Origin of the sequence: Geothrix oryzae (assembly GCF_030295385.1) — a bacterium.
In the GTDB taxonomy this organism is placed as follows: Bacteria; Acidobacteriota; Holophagae; order Holophagales; family Holophagaceae; genus Geothrix; species Geothrix oryzae.
In genome coordinates, this window is the sequence record NZ_AP027079.1 from 856639 (window position 1) to 875134 (window position 18496).

At 66.8% G+C, this 18496-nt stretch carries 16 protein-coding genes; 10 read left to right on the forward strand and 6 right to left on the reverse strand.

The window, feature by feature from the left end:
• Nucleotides 1-8 precede the first annotated feature (8 nt).
• Nucleotides 9-2585 (reverse strand): bifunctional aconitate hydratase 2/2-methylisocitrate dehydratase, encoded by a 2577-nt coding sequence (gene acnB, locus QUD34_RS03910; RefSeq protein ID WP_286355291.1) that lies wholly within the window; start codon nucleotides 2583-2585, stop codon nucleotides 9-11.
• Nucleotides 2586-2780: 195 nt separating this feature from the next.
• On the opposite strand from acnB, the gene QUD34_RS03915 reads away from it, so the two are divergent.
• The gene (locus tag QUD34_RS03915) at nucleotides 2781-3983 is read left to right on the forward strand and encodes an HD-GYP domain-containing protein (RefSeq protein ID WP_286355292.1); all 1203 of its coding nucleotides are present in this window, start codon (nucleotides 2781-2783) and stop codon (nucleotides 3981-3983) included.
• Nucleotide 3984: 1 nt separating this feature from the next.
• On the opposite strand, the gene ggt is transcribed toward QUD34_RS03915, so the two are convergent.
• The gene (gene ggt / locus QUD34_RS03920) at nucleotides 3985-5694 is read right to left on the reverse strand and encodes a gamma-glutamyltransferase (protein WP_286355293.1); all 1710 of its coding nucleotides are present in this window, start codon (nucleotides 5692-5694) and stop codon (nucleotides 3985-3987) included.
• Nucleotides 5695-5812: 118 nt separating this feature from the next.
• On the opposite strand from ggt, the gene QUD34_RS03925 reads away from it, so the two are divergent.
• Nucleotides 5813-6307 carry a DinB family protein gene (locus QUD34_RS03925; RefSeq protein ID WP_286355294.1) on the forward strand — a complete coding sequence of 165 codons (495 nt, stop codon included), beginning with the start codon at nucleotides 5813-5815 and terminating at the stop codon, nucleotides 6305-6307.
• The gene (locus tag QUD34_RS03930) at nucleotides 6297-7088 is read left to right on the forward strand and encodes an arylamine N-acetyltransferase family protein (protein ID WP_286355295.1); all 792 of its coding nucleotides are present in this window, start codon (nucleotides 6297-6299) and stop codon (nucleotides 7086-7088) included. Before QUD34_RS03925 ends, QUD34_RS03930 begins: the two co-directional genes overlap by 11 nt.
• A gap of 4 nt (nucleotides 7089-7092) precedes the next feature.
• On the opposite strand, the gene QUD34_RS03935 is transcribed toward QUD34_RS03930, so the two are convergent.
• Both QUD34_RS03935 and QUD34_RS03940 read right to left on the reverse strand, forming a co-directional pair.
• Nucleotides 7093-8850, reverse strand: a complete 1758-nt coding sequence (locus QUD34_RS03935) for an NAD-dependent malic enzyme (protein ID WP_286355296.1) — start codon at nucleotides 8848-8850, stop codon at nucleotides 7093-7095.
• Between the two features lie 215 nt (nucleotides 8851-9065).
• Complete coding sequence (locus QUD34_RS03940) at nucleotides 9066-9743, reverse strand: SDR family NAD(P)-dependent oxidoreductase (RefSeq protein ID WP_286355297.1); 678 nt, start codon at nucleotides 9741-9743, stop codon at nucleotides 9066-9068.
• A gap of 56 nt (nucleotides 9744-9799) precedes the next feature.
• Here QUD34_RS03940 and QUD34_RS03945 point away from each other — a divergent pair, with 56 nt between their 5' ends.
• The 3 genes from QUD34_RS03945 to QUD34_RS03955 all read left to right on the forward strand — a co-directional run bounded on the left by QUD34_RS03945 (nucleotide 9800) and on the right by QUD34_RS03955 (nucleotide 12718).
• On the forward strand, nucleotides 9800-9967 hold the full coding sequence (locus QUD34_RS03945; RefSeq protein WP_286355298.1) for a YbaK/EbsC family protein: 168 nt from the start codon (nucleotides 9800-9802) through the stop codon (nucleotides 9965-9967).
• Nucleotides 9968-11143: 1176 nt separating this feature from the next.
• Nucleotides 11144-11623 (forward strand): Cys-tRNA(Pro) deacylase, encoded by a 480-nt coding sequence (ybaK, locus tag QUD34_RS03950; RefSeq protein WP_286355299.1) that lies wholly within the window; start codon nucleotides 11144-11146, stop codon nucleotides 11621-11623.
• A gap of 138 nt (nucleotides 11624-11761) precedes the next feature.
• Complete coding sequence (locus QUD34_RS03955) at nucleotides 11762-12718, forward strand: aldo/keto reductase (RefSeq protein ID WP_286355300.1); 957 nt, start codon at nucleotides 11762-11764, stop codon at nucleotides 12716-12718.
• A 33-nt stretch (nucleotides 12719-12751) separates the two neighbouring features.
• Here the strand turns inward: QUD34_RS03955 and QUD34_RS03960 are convergent, their stop codons facing one another.
• Nucleotides 12752-13390 (reverse strand): DUF5655 domain-containing protein, encoded by a 639-nt coding sequence (locus tag QUD34_RS03960; protein WP_286355301.1) that lies wholly within the window; start codon nucleotides 13388-13390, stop codon nucleotides 12752-12754.
• A gap of 128 nt (nucleotides 13391-13518) precedes the next feature.
• On the opposite strand from QUD34_RS03960, the gene acs reads away from it, so the two are divergent.
• The 4 genes from acs to QUD34_RS03980 all read left to right on the forward strand — a co-directional run bounded on the left by acs (nucleotide 13519) and on the right by QUD34_RS03980 (nucleotide 18016).
• Complete coding sequence (acs, locus tag QUD34_RS03965; RefSeq protein ID WP_286355302.1) at nucleotides 13519-15450, forward strand: acetate--CoA ligase; 1932 nt, start codon at nucleotides 13519-13521, stop codon at nucleotides 15448-15450.
• 224 nt (nucleotides 15451-15674) lie between these two features.
• The gene (locus tag QUD34_RS03970; protein ID WP_286355303.1) at nucleotides 15675-16151 is read left to right on the forward strand and encodes a DUF2231 domain-containing protein; all 477 of its coding nucleotides are present in this window, start codon (nucleotides 15675-15677) and stop codon (nucleotides 16149-16151) included.
• 25 nt (nucleotides 16152-16176) lie between these two features.
• Nucleotides 16177-17391 (forward strand): AmpG family muropeptide MFS transporter, encoded by a 1215-nt coding sequence (locus QUD34_RS03975; protein ID WP_286355304.1) that lies wholly within the window; start codon nucleotides 16177-16179, stop codon nucleotides 17389-17391.
• Between the two features lie 25 nt (nucleotides 17392-17416).
• Nucleotides 17417-18016, forward strand: a complete 600-nt coding sequence (locus QUD34_RS03980) for a hypothetical protein (protein WP_286355305.1) — start codon at nucleotides 17417-17419, stop codon at nucleotides 18014-18016.
• On the opposite strand, the gene QUD34_RS03985 is transcribed toward QUD34_RS03980, so the two are convergent.
• Nucleotides 18017-18487, reverse strand: a complete 471-nt coding sequence (locus QUD34_RS03985; RefSeq protein WP_286355306.1) for a rhodanese-like domain-containing protein — start codon at nucleotides 18485-18487, stop codon at nucleotides 18017-18019.
• Between the last annotated feature and the right edge of the window lie 9 nt (nucleotides 18488-18496).

Genomic DNA, 18496 nt, shown 5'->3' on the forward strand with positions numbered 1-18496 from the left:
AGGGGGACCTAGACCTGGACGGTGTCGGCCACTTCGCGGAAATCCGCGATCTGGTCGAAGTTCATGTAGCGGTAGATGTCTTTGGCCTTCGCGTCGACGACGCCGATCTGGGCCATGTACTCGGCCACGGTGGGGATGCGGCCGAGCAGGGCGCAGATGGCCGCCAGTTCCGCGGAGCCGAGGTAGACGCGGGTGTCCAGCCCCAGCCGGTTGGGGAAGTTGCGGGTGGAGGTGGACATGGCCGTGCTGCCCTTGCGGATCTGCGCCTGGTTGCCCATGCACAGCGAGCAGCCGGGCATCTCCATGCGGGCGCCGGTGCGGCCAAGGATGCCGTAGTAGCCCTCCTGGGTGAGGACATACTCGTCCATCTTGGTGGGCGGGGCGATCCAGAGGCGGGTGGGGATGTCGCTCTTGCCGTCCAGCAGCTTCCCGGCGGCGCGGAAGTGGCCGATGTTGGTCATGCAGGAGCCGATGAATACTTCGTCGATCTTGTCGCCGGCCACCGTGGACAGGAGCTTCACATCGTCGGGATCGTTGGGGCAGGCCAGCAGCGGCTCCTTCACCTCGGCCAGGTCGATCTCGATGACGGCGGCGTAGTCGGCGTCCGCATCCGGCGCCAGCAGCTCGGGTTTCGCGATCCAGGCCTGCATGGCCTTGATGCGGTTCTCCAGCGTTTCGCGGTGCTCGTAGCCGTTGGCGATCATCCACTTCATGAGCACGATGTTGGAGTTCATGTACTCGATGATCGGTTCCTTGTCCAAGCGCACGGTGCAACCGGCGGCGGACCGCTCGGCGGAGGCGTCGGACAGCTCAAAGGCCTGCTCCACCTTCAGCTTGGGCAGGCCTTCGATCTCGAGGATGCGGCCGCTGAAGATGTTCTTCTTGCCCTTCTTCTCGACGGTGAGCAGCCCCTGCTGGATGGCGTAGTAGGGGATGGCGTTCACGAGGTCGCGCAGGGTGACGCCGGGCTGCAGCTCACCATTGAAGCGCACGAGCACGGATTCCGGCATGTCCAGGGGCATGACGCCCGTGGCGGCGGCGAAGGCCACCAGACCCGAACCCGCGGGGAAGGAGATGCCGATGGGGAAGCGGGTGTGCGAGTCGCCGCCGGTACCGACCGTATCCGGCAGCAGCAGGCGGTTCAGCCAGCTGTGGATGACGCCGTCGCCGGGCTTCAGCGAGACGCCGCCGCGGTTCGTGATGAAGGGCGGCAGCTCGCGGTGGGTCTTCACATCCACGGGCTTGGGGTAGGGCGCCGTGTGGCAGAAGGACTGCATCACCATGTCGGCGGAGAACTGGAGGCAGGCCAGGTCCTTCAGCTCGTCGCGGGTCATGGGCCCCGTGGTGTCCTGGGAGCCCACGGTGGTCATGCGCGGCTCGCAGTAGGTGCCGGGGCGGATGCCCGTCACGCCGCAGGCGCGGCCCACCATCTTCTGCGCGAGCGAGAACCCCTTGCCGGTGTCCTTGGGGATCGCAGGCAGGCGGAAGGCGGTGGAGGCGGGGAGGCCCAGGGCGGCGCGAGCCTTGGCCGTGAGGCCGCGGCCTATGATCAGGGGGATGCGGCCGCCGGCGCGGACCTCGTCGAAGATGACCTCCGACTTCACCTTGAACTCGGCGATGACTTTGCCGTTCTTCAGGGCCTTGCCCTCGTAGGGGCGCAGCTCGATGACATCGCCCATGTCCATGCCGTTGACATCCAGTTCGATGGGCAGGGCACCGGCGTCTTCCATGGTGTTATAGAAAATGGGCGCGATCTTGGAGCCCAGGCAGACGCCGCCGAAGCGCTTGTTGGGCACGAAGGGGATGTCCTCGCCCGTGAACCAGAGCACGGAGTTGGTGGCGGACTTTCTAGAGGAACCGGTGCCCACCACATCGCCCACATAAGCCACGAGGTGGCCCTTGGCCTTGAGGCCCTCCAGCTGCTTGAGGGGGCCCACCTTGCCGGGATCATCGGGGGTGATGCCGGGTCGGGCGTTCTTCAGCATGGCCACGGCGTGGAGCGGAATGTCGGGGCGGCTCCACGCATCGGGGGCCGGGGACAGGTCATCGGTATTGGTCTCGCCCGTGACTTTGAAGACCGTCAGGGTGAGGCTCTGGGGCACTTCCGGGTGGCTGGTGAACCACTCGGCCTCGGCCCAGGACTTCAGCACGGCCTGGGCGTTGGCATTGCCGGCATCGGCCTTGGCCTTGACTTCGGCGAAGGCGTCGAAGACCAGCAGGGTCTTCTTCAGCCCCTCGGCGGCGATGCCGCCCACCTGGGCGTCTTCCAGCAGGTCGATGAGGGGCTTCACATTGAAGCCGCCGAGCATGGTGCCCAGCAGCTCCGTGGCCTTCTCGCGCGGCACCAGGGCCACTTTCTCGGCGCCCTTGGCCACGGCGGCCAGGAAGGCGGCCTTCACCCGCGCGGCGTCGTCCACGCCGGCGGGCACGCGGTGGGTCAGCAGGTCGAGGAGGAAGGCCTCTTCGCCCGCGGGGGGATGGGCCAGGAGGAGGGTGAGTTCGGAGGTCTGCGCTTCGGTGAGGGGCAGGGGGGGGATGCCCAGGGCGGCCCGTTCGGCGACATGTTGGCGATAGGCTTGCAGCACGGTCAACTCCCCATAGAACGCCGCTGGGCGCGATGCGAACCTTCATTCTACATCCCGCCCGGCGCTGGGCGGGGAGCCGCTTCCCCGGTGGCGCATGGTCTGCCCGAATTCTGGACAGAGGGGGTGTCCTGCTCAATCCCTACTCATTCTCAGGGCGTTCCGGGCCGATCCAGGGGATGGGAGAGTGCACGAAGCATGACCATCAAACGGGTGAAGGTCGAGGACCTCAAGGCGGGCATGTATGTCCATGATCTCAACTGCAGTTGGCTCGAACATGGATTTATCCGGCAGCGCTTTGCGCTGAAGCATGCCGATCAGATCCAGAAGATCCGGGACCACGGGCTGAATGAAATCTACATCGACACCGCCCGCGGGGACGATGTGGCGGGGGCCCCCACCCAGGCCGAGATCGAACAGGGCCTGGCGCAGCGGCTCAAGGCCTCGGCCACGGGCGGGGCCGCGCTCGCCCCGGCCCGGGTCTCCCAGCGGGAGGAGGCGATCGCCGCGCGGAGCATCCTGGGCGAAGCGGCCGATGTGGTGCAGGGTCTGCTCCAGGATGTGCGGCTTGGAAAGCAGCTGGATCCGGCCAAGGCCCTGCCCCTGGTGAAGGCGATGCGCTCCTCCGTGTTGCGGAACCCCGGGGCGCTGATCAGCCTGTCCCGCATCAAGAATGCCGACACTTACACCTTCCAGCACTCGGTGAGCATCTGCGCCCTGCTGGTGTCCTTCGCCCAGGCCCTGGGCATGGATGCCGCCACGGTGGAGGAGGCGGGTCTGGGAGGGTTGCTCCACGATGTGGGGAAGATGAAGGTCCCGAACGAGATCCTCAACAAACCGGGGAAGCTGACGGAGGACGAGTTCGTCGTCATGAAGTCCCACGCCGATCTCGGCGAGGCGATCCTGAGGGGCGTGCCCGGGATCTCAAGCCTTGTCGTCCGCATCGCCGGGGAGCATCACGAGAAGGTGTCCGGCGGTGGCTACCCCCGGGGGATCGCGGCCGGGGAGATCTCCCAGATCGGCCGCATGGCCGCCATCGTGGATGTCTACGACGCGCTCACCTCCAACCGCGTCTACCACAAGGGGAAGGAGCCCTCCGAGGTGCTGAAGCGGCTCCTGGAATGGAGCGGCTCGCACCTGGATGGCGACCTGGTGCAGCACTTCATCCGGATCCTGGGCATCTACCCGGTGGGGTCGCTGGTGCGCCTGTCCGGGGGCCGGCTGGCCGTGGTGGTGGAACAGGGGGAAGATCTGCTCCGGCCCACCGTGCGGGTGGTGTTCGATGCGAGTCGGAAGCTTCACCTCCAGCCCCGGGACCTGCACCTGGCCCACGCCACGGAGCAGATCGTGGACTACGAGGAGCCCCTGGCCTGGGGTCTGGATCCGGCGACCTACCTCTGAATCAGTATCCCGCCGCCTGCCCGTCCTTCCGCGATTCCGAGGCCCCGAAGTAGACCTTCTGCCTGGGGTCCCAGCGGATGGCCTGGTAGCCGCCGTAGCCGCCGAACATCCAGCCCACCCCATGGCCGCGGTTCATAAGCTCGCGGACGGTCTCATAGGGGAAGCCGCTCTCCAGCTGGATGGTGCCGGGCAGCTTCCCTTTTTCGCCGGTGGGCTCCGGAGAACCGTCGTGGCTCATGCGGGGCGCGTCGCCGGCCTCCTGGGCGTTCATGCCGAAGTCGATCATGTTCATCACGATCTGGGCATGGCCGATGGGCTGGAACTCACCGCCCATGACGCCATAGCTGAGGAAGGGCTGGCCGTCCTTGGTGATGAAGCCGGGGATGATGGTGTGGAAGGGCCGCTTGCCGGGCGCGTAGCTGTTGGCGTTGCCTTCTTCGAGGTTGAACAGCTCGCCCCGGTCCTGGAGGCAGAAACCCAGGTCGCCGGGCGTCATGCCGCTGCCCATGCCGCGGTAGTTGCTCTGGATGAGGCTCACCATGTTGCCCTCGCTGTCGGCGGTGGTCAGGTAGACCGTGTCGCCTTCCTTGAGGGGCGGGTGGCCCGCCTCCAGGCGGCGCGAGGCGCGGTCGCCGATGAGGGCCCGGCGCTGGGCGGCGTAGTCCTTCGAGAGCAGCCAGGCCAGCGGCACCTTCATGAAGGCGGCGTCGGCGTAGAACCGGGCCCGGTCCTCGAAGGCCAGCTTCTTGGCTTCGGTGAACAGGTGGACATGCTGAGGGCTGCCGAAGGGGATCTTCGAGAAGTCGTAGCCTTCGAGGATGTTCAGCATCTGCAGGGCGGCGATGCCCTGGCCGTTGGGGGGCAGCTCCCACACCTCGTAGCCGCGGTAGGTCACGCTGACGGGCTCGACCCACTCCGAATGGTGGGCGGCCAGGTCCTCGTAGCTGAGGAAGCCGCCCTGGGCCTTCATGTAGGCGTCGATCTTGCGGGCGATCTCGCCCTTGTAGAAGGCGTCGCGGCCTTCTTTCCCGAGGATCTCCAGCGTCTTCGCCAGGCGCGGATTGCGGAAGATCTCGCCGCTCTTCGGCGCGCGCTTGCCGTCCACGGTGAAGGTTTCCGTGAAGCCCGGGAACTTCCCGAGCACGGGCACGCTGCGGTCCCAGTAGTAGGCGATGAGCTCGCTGACCGGGAAGCCCTCCTTGGCGTAGCGGATGGCCGGGGCCAGCACCTGGGCCATGGGCAGCTTGCCGAATTTCTTGTGCAGCTCGAACCAGCCGTCCACGCAGCCCGGCACGCTCACGGGCAGGGGGCCGTGGGGCGGAATGTGCTTGAGGCCGAGCTTCTTGAAGTGCTCGAGGCCGAGCGATTTCGGGGAGCGCCCGCTGCCGTTGAGGCCGTGCAGCTTCTTCGTCTTGGCGTCCCACACGATGGCGTAGAGGTCGCCGCCCATGCCGCTGCCCGTGGGTTCCATGAGGCCCAGGGCCGCGTCCGCGGCGATGGCGGCGTCCACGGCAGAACCGCCCTGCTTCAGCACATCCAGGGCGATCTGGGTCACCAGGGCCTGGCTGGTGCAGGCCATGCCGTGCTGGGCCGCCACTTCGGAGCGGGTGGCGAAGGCCCGGCCCGTGACGCGGTCGCCGGCCAGCAGGGGCAGGGCCGCCAGGGACAGGGCGACCAGAGATGGGGCGAGGCATGCCGTCGGGATGCGCATGGGACCTCCGGGGGAGGCCCCCATGAAAACACGGTTGCCTCGCAAATTGAGGCTTCAATTTCGCCGGCCCCCCGCCAAATTTCATCGCCACCGCGCCATGCTGGGGGCGAGGTGTCCCATGCCCTTCGATGCTGCTGCCCGGGAATCCTTTCTTCGCCGTTATGCGGAGGGACCTGCCCTCCTCCGGCGCGCCTGGGAGGAGGTGCCCGGAGAGGCCCGGATCTGGCGGCCGGGGGAAGGGCGTTGGAGCGCCCAGGAAGTCCTGATCCACTGCGCGGATTCGGAAACCTACGCGGCCATCCGCATCCGCCTCCTGCTGGCGGAGCCGGATCCCCTGATTGTGGGTTACGATGAGAACGCCTGGGCCCGCCGGTTCGACTACCATGCGGCGGACCCGGAACTGGCCCTGACCCTGATCGGGGCCGTCCGGGCCCACACGGCGTCCATGCTGGCCGGGCTTCCGGGGGAAGCCTGGGAGCGCATGGGCCGGCACACCCAAAGCGGCCCGTACGGCACCGACGACTGGCTGCGCAGCTACGGGGAGCACCTGGAGATCCATGCCGCCCAGATCCGGCGGAACCTGACGGCGTGGGAGGCCGGACATGGCCGCTGACCTCGACCTGGACGCCTACCTGCAACGGATCGGTTTCGGGGGCGAGACGACCCCGCGCCTGGACACCCTGTGCGGCCTCCACTTCGCCCACGCCACGGCCATCCCCTTCGAGAACCTGGACATCCAGATGGGCCTGCCCATCCGGCTCGACCTGGCCTCGCTCCAGGACAAGCTGGTGCGGCGCCGGCGGGGAGGCTACTGCTTCGAGCACAACACGCTGTTCCTCGCCGTGCTGAAGACCCTCGGCTTCGAGGCCATCCCCTGCGAGGCCCGTGTGCGGCTGGGCGCGCCCGGGGTGCTGCCCCGCACCCACATGCTGCTGGTGATCCGTCTGGAGGGGGACTTCTGGCTCTGCGATGTGGGCTTCGGCGGCGAGGGCCTGCTCTGGCCCGTGGCCATGGACGGCGAGCAGCACGGCCAGTTCCAGAATGCCTACCGGGTGGCCGAGGAGGGCGGGCTTCGCGTGCTCCAGTCCCGCCACGAAGAGGCCTGGACGGACCTGTACGCCTTCCAGTCAGAACCCCAGTTCCCGGTGGATTTCGAAATGGCGAACCACTACACCTCCACGCACCCGGAATCCCGCTTCGTCCGAACCCTCACCGCCCAGCTGCCGGGTCCGGAGGTCCGGCGCATCCTCCGCAACCGCGCCTATGCCGAGATTCGCGGCTCCCGCGTGGAGGGCCGCGAACTGGCGCCCGAGGAAGTGATCCCCACCCTCCGGGAGACCTTCGGGATCGAGGTGCCCGACGGCACGCGGTTCCGGGCCTTCGAGGGGGCGTGACCGCTCAGACCAGCGCGGGCATCGAGCGGTCAGCTTCCGCAGCACTAACTGGAGCAGGATCGGCGGGAAGGTAGGCGGGGTTCCACATCGCCTCGGCGACGGCCCCGGGAATCTGGGCGTCCTCCAGACTGCGGTTCGCCACGCCCGCTTCCCGGGCCTCGCGGACCACGGCCGCCGCCACCTGGGCCGTCACCTCGCGGATCCGGGCCGCGGGCGGGAAGAGGCTCCCGGCCTCGAGATCGTCGGCGTGGACCTCCTGCGCGAGCTGCCGGGCGGCGGCGGTGAACATGCCGTCGGTCACCTCCCGGGCCTCGGCGACCAGGATCCCCAGGCCCACGCCCGGGAAGACGAAGACATTGTTGCTCTGGCCGATGCGGTGCTCCCGGCCGGCATGGGTCACCGGGTCGAAGGGGCTCCCCGTGGCCACCAGGGCGCGGCCATCCGTCCAGGCCAGCACATCCTTGGGCTTGGCCTCGCACTTGCTCGTGGGGTTCGACATGGGCAGCACGATGGGGCGCTCGGCATAGCAGGCCATTTCCCGGATGGCCTCCTCGGTGAAGGCCCCGGCGGTTCCCGAGGTCCCGATCAGCATGGTGGGCTTGAAGGCGCGGATCACCGACAGCAGGTCCCGCTTCTGGCCCCGGCCCAGGCCCATCTTCTCGGCCATGTCCACCGGCCAGGCGAACTCCCGCTGCAGGGGGTCGAGCCCCGGGTCATCCTCCACGAGGAGGCCCTGGACATCGAGGTTGGCCATGGCCGCGGTCAGGTCCTCCCCGTCCAGGCCTTCGCGCCGGAGGGTCGTGCGCATGAGCCGGGCGATGCCGATCCCGGCGGCGCCGGAGCCGAGGAAGAGGATGCGGTGCTGGCGGATAGGGATCCCCGTGGCCCGGACACCGGCGATCAGGGCGGCCACGCCCACGGCGGCGGTGCCCTGGATGTCGTCGTTGAAGGAGGTGAGGGTCTTGCGGTAGCGCTCAAGCAGGCGGAAGGCGTTGAACTTCTTGAAGTCCTCCCACTGGAGGAGGGCCTTCGGGAAGCAGAGCTTCACCGCGTGGACGAACTCGTCCACCAGCGTGTCGTACTCCGGGCCCCGGAGTCGCGGCGCCCGCCAGCCCAGGTAGAACTCGTCCTCCAGCAGGTCGAGGTTGTCCGTGCCCACATCCAGGCTCACGGGCAGGGTCTGCCAGGGCGGGATGCCCGCCGCCGCCGTGTAGAGCGCCAGCTTCCCGATGGGGATGCCCATGCCGCCCACGCCCTGATCGCCGAGGCCCAGGATGCGCTCGTTGTCCGTGACGACGATCAGCCGGATGTCCTCGAAGGGCGCGTTCCGCAGCACCTCGGCGATATGGCCGCGATGCTCCGGGGTGATCCAGATGCCCCGGGCCCGCCGGAAGATGTGGCTGAATTCCTGGCAGGCTCGACCCACCGTGGGCGTGTAGACGATGGGGAGGAACTCCTGGATGTGATCGATCAGGACCCGGTAGAACAGGTGCTCATTGCGATCCTGCAGCGCGGCCAGCCCGATGTACTTCTCCAGGGGATCGGGCTTGCACTGGATGCTGGCATAGACCCGCCGGGCCTGCTGGTCGATGGTGGTGACCGCGTGGGGCAGCAAGCCCTCGAGGCCGAGGGCCAGACGCTCCTCCTGGGTGAAGGCGGTGCCCTTGGTGTACATGGGATTCCGCAGGAGGCGCACGCCCCGGAAGGGCACATTCACCCGCTTCCTGCCACTGGGTTCGAGCTTTTGGCCGTAGCGTTCCATGCGGATGCCTCCCTGGGTGGATGACCAGCCGCTTCACAGCGAAGGCCGTGAAGCTCACAAGGCACCCTCCTCTGGAACCGATGCCGCGCATGGGACGGGGCGGGTGCCGGGGAAACCAAGCCCGCCCCAATATGCGTTCCAGGAGGAAGCCTGTCCAGCTTGCTGGTTCCAAAACCCCAGCAGGTCCAGAAGGATAGGAACGATTGCCCCAGGCTTTACCAGGCGATTCGCTCTCCATCCCGCCAGAACCCGCCCGTGAGGTCCGGACTGGCCTGGAGGAGCAGCCAGAGGATGCTGTTCGCCCCTTCTTCGAGGCTGCGGGGCGCTTCGGCGCCGCCCATGTCGGTGCGCACCCAGCCGGGGCAGACGGCGTTCACGGCGATGCCGCGGGGCCTGAGGGCCTCGGCCAGCTGGACCGTGACGGCGTTGAGGGCGGTCTTGGAGATGCAGTAGCCCGGAGCCCAAGCGGCGGGGGCGGACAGCGAGCCGCCCTCGCTGCTCACATTCACGATGCGACCCCCCCTCGGCATGAGCGGCGCGAAGGCCTGGGCCATGCGCAACGGACCCAGGGCATTGGTCTCCAGGGTGCGGCGGAGGGTGTCGGCCTCCAGCTCCATCACCCCCGTGGCCCCGTCCAGGAGGATGCCCGCGTTGTTCACCAGGGCGTCCAGGTGGCCGTGGCGGGCCTTCACTTCGGCCGCCGCGGCCAGGATCGAGGCCTCGTCCGCCACATTCAAAGCCAGCACTTCCAAGTCATGGAGGGGCTCCGGCCGCCGCATGCCCGTGATCACGGTGAACCCCCGGGCGGCCAGCCGCAGGGCCACCTCCCGACCCAGCCCGCGGCCTGCGCCGGTCACGAGGATGGTGCCGCCACGAAGTCCCGCATCGCTCATGCCGCCTCCAGTGCAGGGACCGGTCGCCGCCTGCCGAGTCGTGGAATCATGGAGCCATGTCCAAGGCCCCGTCAACGAACGCCACCCGGCTCCTGAAGCAGGCCGGCGTGGCCTACACCGAGCACCTCTACCGCTACGAGGAGCACTGTGGCACGGCGGTGAGTGCCCGGGAACTGGGGGTGGGTGAACACGCGGTTTGCCCCGTGACGGAAGCCCAGACCTAATTCGAATGTCGGAAATAGCGAATCTGACTTGGCGCCATTTCTGATGGGCGATTCTCTTTTAAAGGCAAGGTGGTGAGTTTTAGGCGGCCACCGGTTTCTATTTCAAAACAAGATTCCGAGCCAGATATTCCCTGGCCAGTTCGAAGCCACCAACATCCGGGGCCCCAATCGACGAATACCCCACCTGTCCATGTTTGTTCGCTTCCACCTATGGGGATCTCGGAAATGTTGTGTGGGGTGAATCGAATTGTGAAGGGTTGATGGTCAGATGCAGGAGTGATGATCATTCGCTCTGGAGCTGGAGAAGATTCCTGAATCCAAGTGCCATGAAGAGGTTTCGGAACGGATGGAATGACATCAGAAAAATCTTCATAATATGGGCCAGGGCGTGGCACCATGCGCTTATAGATGCTGATAATCGGTGAATCACTTCTTGTGGCCGATGATCCGCGTTCCCAGACATGCAACTCTAGTGTGAAAGAATCAAGAAGTTTGAAAGTCCCTTCTATGCGTGTATATGGCCATGCTAGTGTTCGGAATCTCCACTCATTAGTGGAAATGGGTATATAGTAAGATAAATATCGTCTGATCTCTGAGGGTTGGAGGCTTCCCTGTAGAGAAGATTTTCCAAATGATGGAATCCAGTATTGTGATTTAGTGGTTAGATATAAATATTTACTCGAAGGAGGATTTTCTGAATTTAGGTTTTCCCAGGCACCTTGGATCTCTTCGGGAATTCCAGTTATTGTTGATGAGGTAAGTGGAAGTTCATTTGGCGTCGACTGGAGTCTTACCGGATTGGTGAGTTGTACGAGTAACATGAATATTGTTGAAAACATATTAACACCCGCCACTTCCAAATTTAGAAGCTATAGCATCAGCCAATCCATTTAAGCCCATTCTCCGAAGCGCTTCTTCGATAGAAATTGACTCGGCCTTTGCTTTCGCGCCAGCAGCTAACATTACTCCCAAAGTATCTATGCTTGGGGTGGAAGAATTTGCTAGATCTAAATATTCCATCTTCGGATTCTGCGGTCGACCGATGGGGAGAACGAGAGCTGGGTCTCAAGGCACGACATTCTGCTGCAGGCATGCAAAAAGGGGTTGTACGAACCATCGGAACCCCTCTTCTGCACTCATGCCTGGCTCCTGCTCCGCGGGTGCGATCATGGGGTCATGTCGAAGGCACCCTCCACCAACGCCACTCGGCTGCTCAGGCAGGCCGGCATCGCCTACACCGAGCACCTCTACCGCTACGAGGAGCACGGCGGCACGGCGGTGAGCGCCCGGGAACTCGGAGTGGACGAGCACGCCGTCATCAAGACGCTGGTGATGGAGGACGAGCGCGCGGCGCCGCTCATCATCCTCATGCATGGCGACCGCGAGGTGAGCACCAAGGAGCTGGCGCGCCAGATCAGCGCGAAGGCCGTGCAGCCCTGCAAGCCCGAGGTGGCCAACCGCCACAGCGGGTACCTGGTCGGCGGCACCAGCCCCCTGGGCACGAAAAAAGCCATGCCCATCCATGCCGAGGCCACGATCTTCGACCTGGACCGCATCTACCTCAACGGCGGCAGCCGGGGCTTCCTCGTCGGCCTCAATCCCAAGGACCTGGACAAAGTGCTGAAGGTAAGCCGCGTGTCTGTGGCGGTCCCGTAGGCGTTGGCCCATCTGGGCGTGTGGTTAACCACAGAGGTCGCAGAGATCGATTGGAAGGTTCACCGTTCTTTCTCTGCGTCCTCTGCGACCTCTGCGGTAAAAAAGGAAGTTCGTTCCCCACCGTCTTCGGAGGTTTCCATGACGCACGCCAAGCGACCCCTGGGCCGCACCGGCCTCTCGATCTCGCCGCTGGTCTTCGGCGGCAATGTGTTCGGCTGGACCGCCGACAAGCAGACCTCCTTTGATCTCCTCGACCGCTTCACCGGCGCGGGTTTCGAGACGGTGGATACCGCCGATGTGTACTCGGCCTGGAAGCCCGGCAATGTCGGCGGCGAGTCGGAAACCATCCTCGGCGAGTGGATGCGGGCCCGCGGTTGCCGCGACCGCATCATCCTAATCACCAAGGTCGGCATGGAGATGGGGCCGGGCCGGAAGGGGCTGTCGGGGACCTGGATCGAGCGCGCGGTGGAGGATTCCCTGCGTCGCCTCCAGACCGACCATCTCGATGTCTACCTGTCCCACAAGTACGACCCGGAGGCGCCGCACGAGGAAACGCTCGCGGCCTACCAGAAGCTGATCGCGGCGGGCAAGGTGCGGGCCATCGGCGCCTCGAACTTCGATGCGACCCAGCTGGGCGCGGCCCTGGAGGTCGCGGCGGAGAAGGGCCTGCCGCGCTACGAGATCCTGCAGCCCGAATACAACCTGTACGACCGCAAGAGCTTCGATGGCGCCCTGCGCGACCTGTCGATGGCCGAGGGGCTTGGGGTCATCACCTACTACAGCCTCGCGCGGGGATTCCTCAGCGGCAAATACCGGGGCGAAGCCGATCTGGGGCTGAGCCCGCGGGGCGGCGGGGTCAAGGCCTACCTCAACGAGCGGGGCTTCCGCATCCTCCAGGCGCTCGATGAAGTGGCCTCCCGGCACGGGGCGAAGCCTGCGGAAGTCTCGCTGGCCTGGCTCATGGCCCGACCGGGGGTCACCGCCCCCATCGCCAGCGCCACCTCCCTGGATCAGCTGGACAGCCTGCTCCGGGCCGCATCGCTGGCCTTGTCAGGCGAAGATGTCGCGGCCCTGGAGCTCGCGAGCCGGTATTAAAGGCTTCCGCGAGGGCGGAGGCCGATCCACGGGCTACTTCCCGTCCCGCTCGAAGGCCTTCACCAGCCAGGGCAGGGCCGCGGCCAGATCGGCTGCCGACGAGAGCTCGAGCTTGTGGGTGAGGCGGTCCTTCTTCTTGGAGCCGCCAGTGTCCTTGAGGCGGCCGGAGAGATCCTTCACGGTGGCCGGGTCGCCCAGGGCGAGGCCCAGGTCCAGGCGGGAGACGAAGGGCCTGATCTCTGCGAAGACATGGTTCCGGTAGAAGGGGACGAGGGTCTCGCAGGGGCAGACCCTCACCTCCTTCCCGAGACCCCGGGCCAGCGCGACGACCTGCTCGAACAGGGGACGGAGGTGCGCCTTCTTCCCGCCGTACTGGGCGTCCACATACCCAGGGGCCGCGGCGAGGTAGCCTTCCGGCGTGTCGTCAAAGGCGTGGCCCGGTGCGGCCGCGGCCCGCTGGGCCACGAACCCGGCCTGGTTGGTGCCGAGGCCCTGTGTTTTCAGCCAGGCCAGGCGGGCCTTGGCCTCGGTCGGACCCTCGGCCTTCACCCGCGCCACCCAGGCCTCCAGGGAGTGCCCGGTCTTCGCCTCCAGGTTGGCCAGGATGCTCTGGACATAGGCCACGCTTGGGTGCAGGTCGTAGGAGGCGGAGGTGCTCGCTGGCTTGGACATGGGGAACTCCGGGGCAAGTGTAGCTGTGATCACCGTCATCGTTTCCCCTCCTCCGGCCCCGGGGGCGTGCTACCTTCCCTCCCAACCTATCCAATCCAATCCACCTCACCCCGTTCTCGGAGTCTTCCATGAGCGATGTGGAAATCAGCATTACCCAGCAGAAGACCATCGAGGCGCTGCAGAAGGGCGAGGCGGCGATTCCCATGCGGGGCTGGCTGGCCAAGCAGGCCGCCATCAACTATGAGGTGGAGCGCGCCCTGGCCGAGGAGGATCCCGCGGCCTTCTGGGGCGACAAGGCCAGGGCCCTGGATTGGCATGAGCCCTGGACGGAAGTCTTCCAGTTCAAGGCGCCCAACCACGCCTGGTTCGTCGGTGGAAAGCTCAACGCCACGGTGAACTGCATCGATCGCCATGTGCACAGCGACCGCCGCAACAAGGCGGCGCTGCTGTGGGTGGGGGAGGATGGCGACGAGCGGGCCTATACCTACAACCGGCTCTACCGCGAGATGAACCGCTTCGCGAACACGCTCAAGCGCCTGGGTGTGAAAAAGGGCGACCGGGTGATCCTCTACATGCCCCTCACGCCCGAGGGCATCATTTCCATGCTGGCCTGCGCCCGCATCGGCGCCATCCACAGCGTGGTCTACGCGGGCATGGGCGCGCTGGCCCTGCGCACCCGCATCGAGGATGCCGGGGCCAAGGTGGTGGTCTGCTCGGACTTCACCTACCGCCGGGGCAAGGCCATCGCCCTCAAGCCCATCGTCGACGAGGCCGTGCGCGACCTGTCCTCGGTGGACCATGTCATCGTGCACCGGCGGGGCTCCCGGCCCGGCGACGCCCCCGTCACCTTCGCCAGCGAGCGCGAGAAGGACTTCTACGACATCCAGCAGGGGCGCGAGATCCACTGCGATCCGGAAATGGTGGATTCCGAGCATCCCCTGTTCATCCTCTACACCAGCGGGACGACGGGAAAACCGAAGGGCGTCGTCCACACCACGGGCGGCTATCTGGTGGGCGTGAACTACCTGAGCAGGGCCTTCTACCAGATCCAGGAGCGCGACATCTACTGGAGCACCTCCGACATCGGCTGGGTGGTGGGCCACAGCTTCATCGTCTACGGCCCCATGAGCATCGGCGCCACGATCCTCTGCCGCGAGGGGGCGCCGGACTACCCCAGCCCGGAGGTCACCTGGGAGATCTGCGAGCGCTTCGGGGTGAATGTGATGTTCACGGCCCCCACGGCCGTCCGCATGTGGATGAGCCACGGGGCTGAGGCACCCGGGAAGTTCGACCTCAGCAAGCTGCGCCTCATGGCCTGCGCCGGCGAGCCCCTGAATCCGGAAGCCCACCGCTGGGCCCAGAAGCACCTGGTGGGGCAGGGCAATGGCCAGGTCGTGGACAACTGGTGGCAGACCGAGATCGCAGGGCCGGTCATCGGCACCTTGCCCACCTTCGAGGCCCGGCCGGGCAAAGCTGGCAAGGCCCTTCCCGGCGCCCAGCTCGCGGTGGTGAACCGGGACGGTTCGCCCGTGCCTGACGGCCAGGGCGGGCTGCTGGTCGTTAAGTTCCCGCTGCCCTACATGCTCCGCACGATCTGGAACGACCACAAGCGCTACGAGGACTACTGGAAGGACATCCCCGGCTGCTACAGCGCGGGCGATGTCGCGGTGAAGGATGCCGACGGCTACATCGCCGTGCTGGGCCGGGCCGACGATGTGCTGAATGTGGCGGGCCACCGCATCGGCACCGCCGATGTGGAAGGTTCGCTCATCCGCCACCCCGCTGTGGCCGAGAGCGCCGTGGTGGGTCTGCCCGATCCCATCAAGGGCGAGCGCATCATGGCCTTCGTGGTCGTGAAGGCGGGTGTGTCCACGGGACCGGGCCTCATCGCCAGCCTCAAGGATCATGTCCGGGAGGACCTCGGCGGCATCGCCATGCCCAGCGAAATCGAGATCCGGGCCAGCCTGCCCAAGACCCGCTCCGGCAAGATCGTCCGCCGGGCCCTCCGGGCCGAGGCCCTGGGCCAGGATCCGGGCGATCTCAGCACCCTGGCGGATTGATGCTGTCTGGGGGTGTTCGCGCCGCTTCGCTGCGCGAACACCCCCGGGCCCCCGCGCTCGGCCCGGCGGAGCCGTGCCTCGCTTCAGCTCTTCTCTATCTCAGGGTCGGGTGAAAAAAAGCGGACCTCGGCTCTGGCCTCCTCCCCTCTGATGGATCCATGCTCGGAGCGGGCCCGGGGACGCCGTCGATGGATCCCGGCTGGGCCTCCTCCCTTGGAGCCGTCATGCCTCCTCTGAACCACCTCCACCCCGCGATCGTGCACTTTCCCATCGCCCTGCTGGCGACCGCTCCGCTGCTCTTCGTGCTGGGGGGCCTCTGGCCGGCCCAGCGCCGGGGAATCCATGCCTCGGCGCTGCTCCTGCTCCTGCTGGGCCTCCTGGGGGCGCTGGCAGCCCTGGCGACGGGGGAAGCCGCGGAGAACCTCGCCCACCGGACGCCGGAGCTGAGGGCCGCCCTGGATCAGCACCAGATCTCGGCGCAGTGGACCGTGGCCATCTTCGGCTGCCTGGCGGCCACCTGGCTCGGGTACCTCGGGCTGGTCCGCTTCCGCCGCTGGAGCCTCACTCCAGGTGTGGCCCGGTTCCTGTTCCTGCTCTGGCTGCTGGTCAGTGCCCTGGGGGTGGCCGCGCTGCTCCGCACGGGGCACCAGGGCGGCCACATGGTCCACGATCTGCATACCCACGGGGGCGAGGCGCCTTGAGCGCCGCTCCGGTTAGGCTGGTGGGATGAAGCCCCGCCAATACGCCGTCCTCCTGCTCCTCGGCTTCGCGTCGGGCCTTCCGCTCTTCCTCACGGGCTCGACGCTGAAGGCCTGGATGACGGATGAAGGACTGAGTCTCGCCACCATCGGGCTCTTCAGCTTCGTGACGCTGCCCTACAGTCTGAAGGTGTTCTGGGCGCCCTTCCTGGATCGCTACGCCCTGCCGGGATTCGGCCGGCGGCGGGGCTGGATGCTGGCCATGCAGGCGGCCATGGCGGTGGCCCTGGCCCTGCTGGCGCTCAGCGAACCGCACCTGGACCTCCTGCGCGTGGTGATCCTGGCCCTGGCCGTGGCCGTCACCAGCGCCACCTTCGACATCGCCGTGGATGCCTGGCGGGCCGAGGCCCTGGACCAGAAGCACCTGGGGCTCGGCAACAGCATCCACATCGCCGCCTACCGCGTGGCCATGCTGGTGAGCGGTGGCCTGGCCATGATCCTGGCCCAGGTCTTCGGCTGGCGGGTCACCTACCTGGGCATGGCCGGCCTCACCCTGCTGGGGATGGTCGGCACCTGGCTGGCCATGAACACGGACGCTGTGGCCCAGGCGCCGCGCTCCTTGCAGGAGGCCGTCTCCGGCCCCCTCCGGGACCTGCTTCAGCGCAAGGGCATCGGCTACCTGCTGGCCTTCGCCGTGTTCTACAAGCTGGGGGACTGGCTGGCGGAAGCCATGACCATGCCCTTCCTGATGCGGGGCATGGGGTTCACCAAGATGCAGATCGGCACGGTGCAGAAGACCACCGCCATGGTGGCCATCATCCTGGGGGGCCTGATCGGCGGATGGATGCTGATGCGCATGAGCCTGCGCAAAGCCCTCTGGACCTGCGGCTTCGTCCAGGCGGGCAGCATCCTGGGCTTCTGGGCCATCTCCATGCTGGGCCGGCACCTGCCTCTGCTGGTGGCCGCGAACACCCTGGAGAACCTCGCCTACGGCATGGGCGGCAGCGCGCTCGTGGCGCTGCTCATGGGCAGCTGCAACCGCTCGTACACGGGCACCCAATACGCCCTCTTCAGCGCCCTGACGGCCCTGCCCCGCACGGTCTTCGGCGGCCTCACGGGCTTCATGGCGGAATCCTACGGCTGGAAGCTCTACTTCCCCGTCTGCGCCGCGGCGGCCATTCCGGGCCTGCTGCTGCTGCTGCTGTGGGATCGCTGGGGGCTCCCTGAAACCGACGAGGCATGACACAGTCGTCTCCACGGGAGGTTCCATGATCCGCTTTGCCCTTCTTGGCGCCCTGGCCCTCGGCGGTCCGTCCCTGGCGGCCCAGGGGCCGCTGCCCAAGCCGCTGCCCAAGCCGGCGGCCGAGCCCGCCAAGCCGCCTGCGCCTCGCAGCTCGAATCCCATCAAGGAGGTGGTCCGGGCGGACCTGGGCCCGGCCGAGGTCGGAACCCCCGAGGCGCTCACGGCTTCGCTCTACGCCTTCATCTCGGGGCCGAAGGATCAGAAGCGGGACATCGAGAAGATCCGGGCGCTGTTCCATCCCCAGGCCCGCCTGATGGTGGCGGCCCGGCACCCGGAGCACGGGGCCTTCCTGCGCCCCCTGGAGCTGGAGGCCTTTCTGTCCTTCGCCATCCCCCAGTGGGAGAAGGGGTTCTTCGAACGGAGCACGGCCGTGTCCGTCCAGAAGCAGGACGGAGTCGCCCAGGTCTGGTCTCCCTACGACATCCGCCTCGCCGCCGACGGGCCCGCGATGTACACGGGCGTCAACGCGCTGCAGTGCGCCTGGGACGGGAAGCGGTGGTGGATCACCCACCTCGCGTTCCAGAGCCAGGCCACGGCGGCCCTGGGCGCCGATCCGGGGAAGTGACTACTTCGCCAGGGGCCGGCTGTCGCTGCGCCAGGCCTTCAACCCGCCCTTGAGGACATAGATCCAGCGGAACCCCCGGGCCAGGAGGAGGTCGAGGGCCTGGTGGGAGAGGAGATCCGTCTCGTCCACCAGGACGAGCGCGCGCTTGGCGGCCGGATCCGGGACTTCAAAGCGCCGGGTGAGGTCCGGGAAGGGGACATGCAGGCTGCCCCGGATGTGGCCTCCGCGGAAGGCCTCGGGGCTCCGCAGGTCCACGATCAGGACGCCGGGGCCCTGCAGCAGCTCTTCGACCTGCACGGGCGTCAGCACGGGGCGGTTCCTGCCGCGATGCCAGGACTGGATCCGCGGCAGGGCCACCACGATCAATACGATCAGGCAAAGGCCGGCAAACACCGCGCCCGGCAGAAAGGGGTAGGTCTTCATCCACCGTTCCAGGACGGACGGATCGGCGAAGCAGGCGGTGGCAAACATGGGGCCCTC

Excerpts from the sequence above, each read along its gene's own strand:
- QUD34_RS03915 (WP_286355292.1), top strand. The coding sequence starts at position 2,781 with ATGACCATCAAACGGGTGAAGGTCGAGGACCTCAAGGCGGGCATGTAT.
- ggt (WP_286355293.1), bottom strand. The coding sequence starts at position 5,694 with ATGCGCATCCCGACGGCATGCCTCGCCCCATCTCTGGTCGCCCTGTCC.
- QUD34_RS03925 (WP_286355294.1), top strand. The coding sequence starts at position 5,813 with ATGCCCTTCGATGCTGCTGCCCGGGAATCCTTTCTTCGCCGTTATGCG.
- QUD34_RS03930 (WP_286355295.1), top strand. The coding sequence starts at position 6,297 with ATGGCCGCTGACCTCGACCTGGACGCCTACCTGCAACGGATCGGTTTC.
- QUD34_RS03935 (WP_286355296.1), bottom strand. The coding sequence starts at position 8,850 with ATGGAACGCTACGGCCAAAAGCTCGAACCCAGTGGCAGGAAGCGGGTG.
- QUD34_RS03940 (WP_286355297.1), bottom strand. The coding sequence starts at position 9,743 with ATGAGCGATGCGGGACTTCGTGGCGGCACCATCCTCGTGACCGGCGCA.
- QUD34_RS03945 (WP_286355298.1), top strand. The coding sequence starts at position 9,800 with ATGTCCAAGGCCCCGTCAACGAACGCCACCCGGCTCCTGAAGCAGGCC.
- ybaK (WP_286355299.1), top strand. The coding sequence starts at position 11,144 with ATGTCGAAGGCACCCTCCACCAACGCCACTCGGCTGCTCAGGCAGGCC.
- QUD34_RS03955 (WP_286355300.1), top strand. The coding sequence starts at position 11,762 with ATGACGCACGCCAAGCGACCCCTGGGCCGCACCGGCCTCTCGATCTCG.
- QUD34_RS03960 (WP_286355301.1), bottom strand. The coding sequence starts at position 13,390 with ATGTCCAAGCCAGCGAGCACCTCCGCCTCCTACGACCTGCACCCAAGC.
- acs (WP_286355302.1), top strand. The coding sequence starts at position 13,519 with ATGAGCGATGTGGAAATCAGCATTACCCAGCAGAAGACCATCGAGGCG.
- QUD34_RS03970 (WP_286355303.1), top strand. The coding sequence starts at position 15,675 with ATGCCTCCTCTGAACCACCTCCACCCCGCGATCGTGCACTTTCCCATC.
- QUD34_RS03975 (WP_286355304.1), top strand. The coding sequence starts at position 16,177 with ATGAAGCCCCGCCAATACGCCGTCCTCCTGCTCCTCGGCTTCGCGTCG.
- QUD34_RS03980 (WP_286355305.1), top strand. The coding sequence starts at position 17,417 with ATGATCCGCTTTGCCCTTCTTGGCGCCCTGGCCCTCGGCGGTCCGTCC.
- QUD34_RS03985 (WP_286355306.1), bottom strand. The coding sequence starts at position 18,487 with ATGTTTGCCACCGCCTGCTTCGCCGATCCGTCCGTCCTGGAACGGTGG.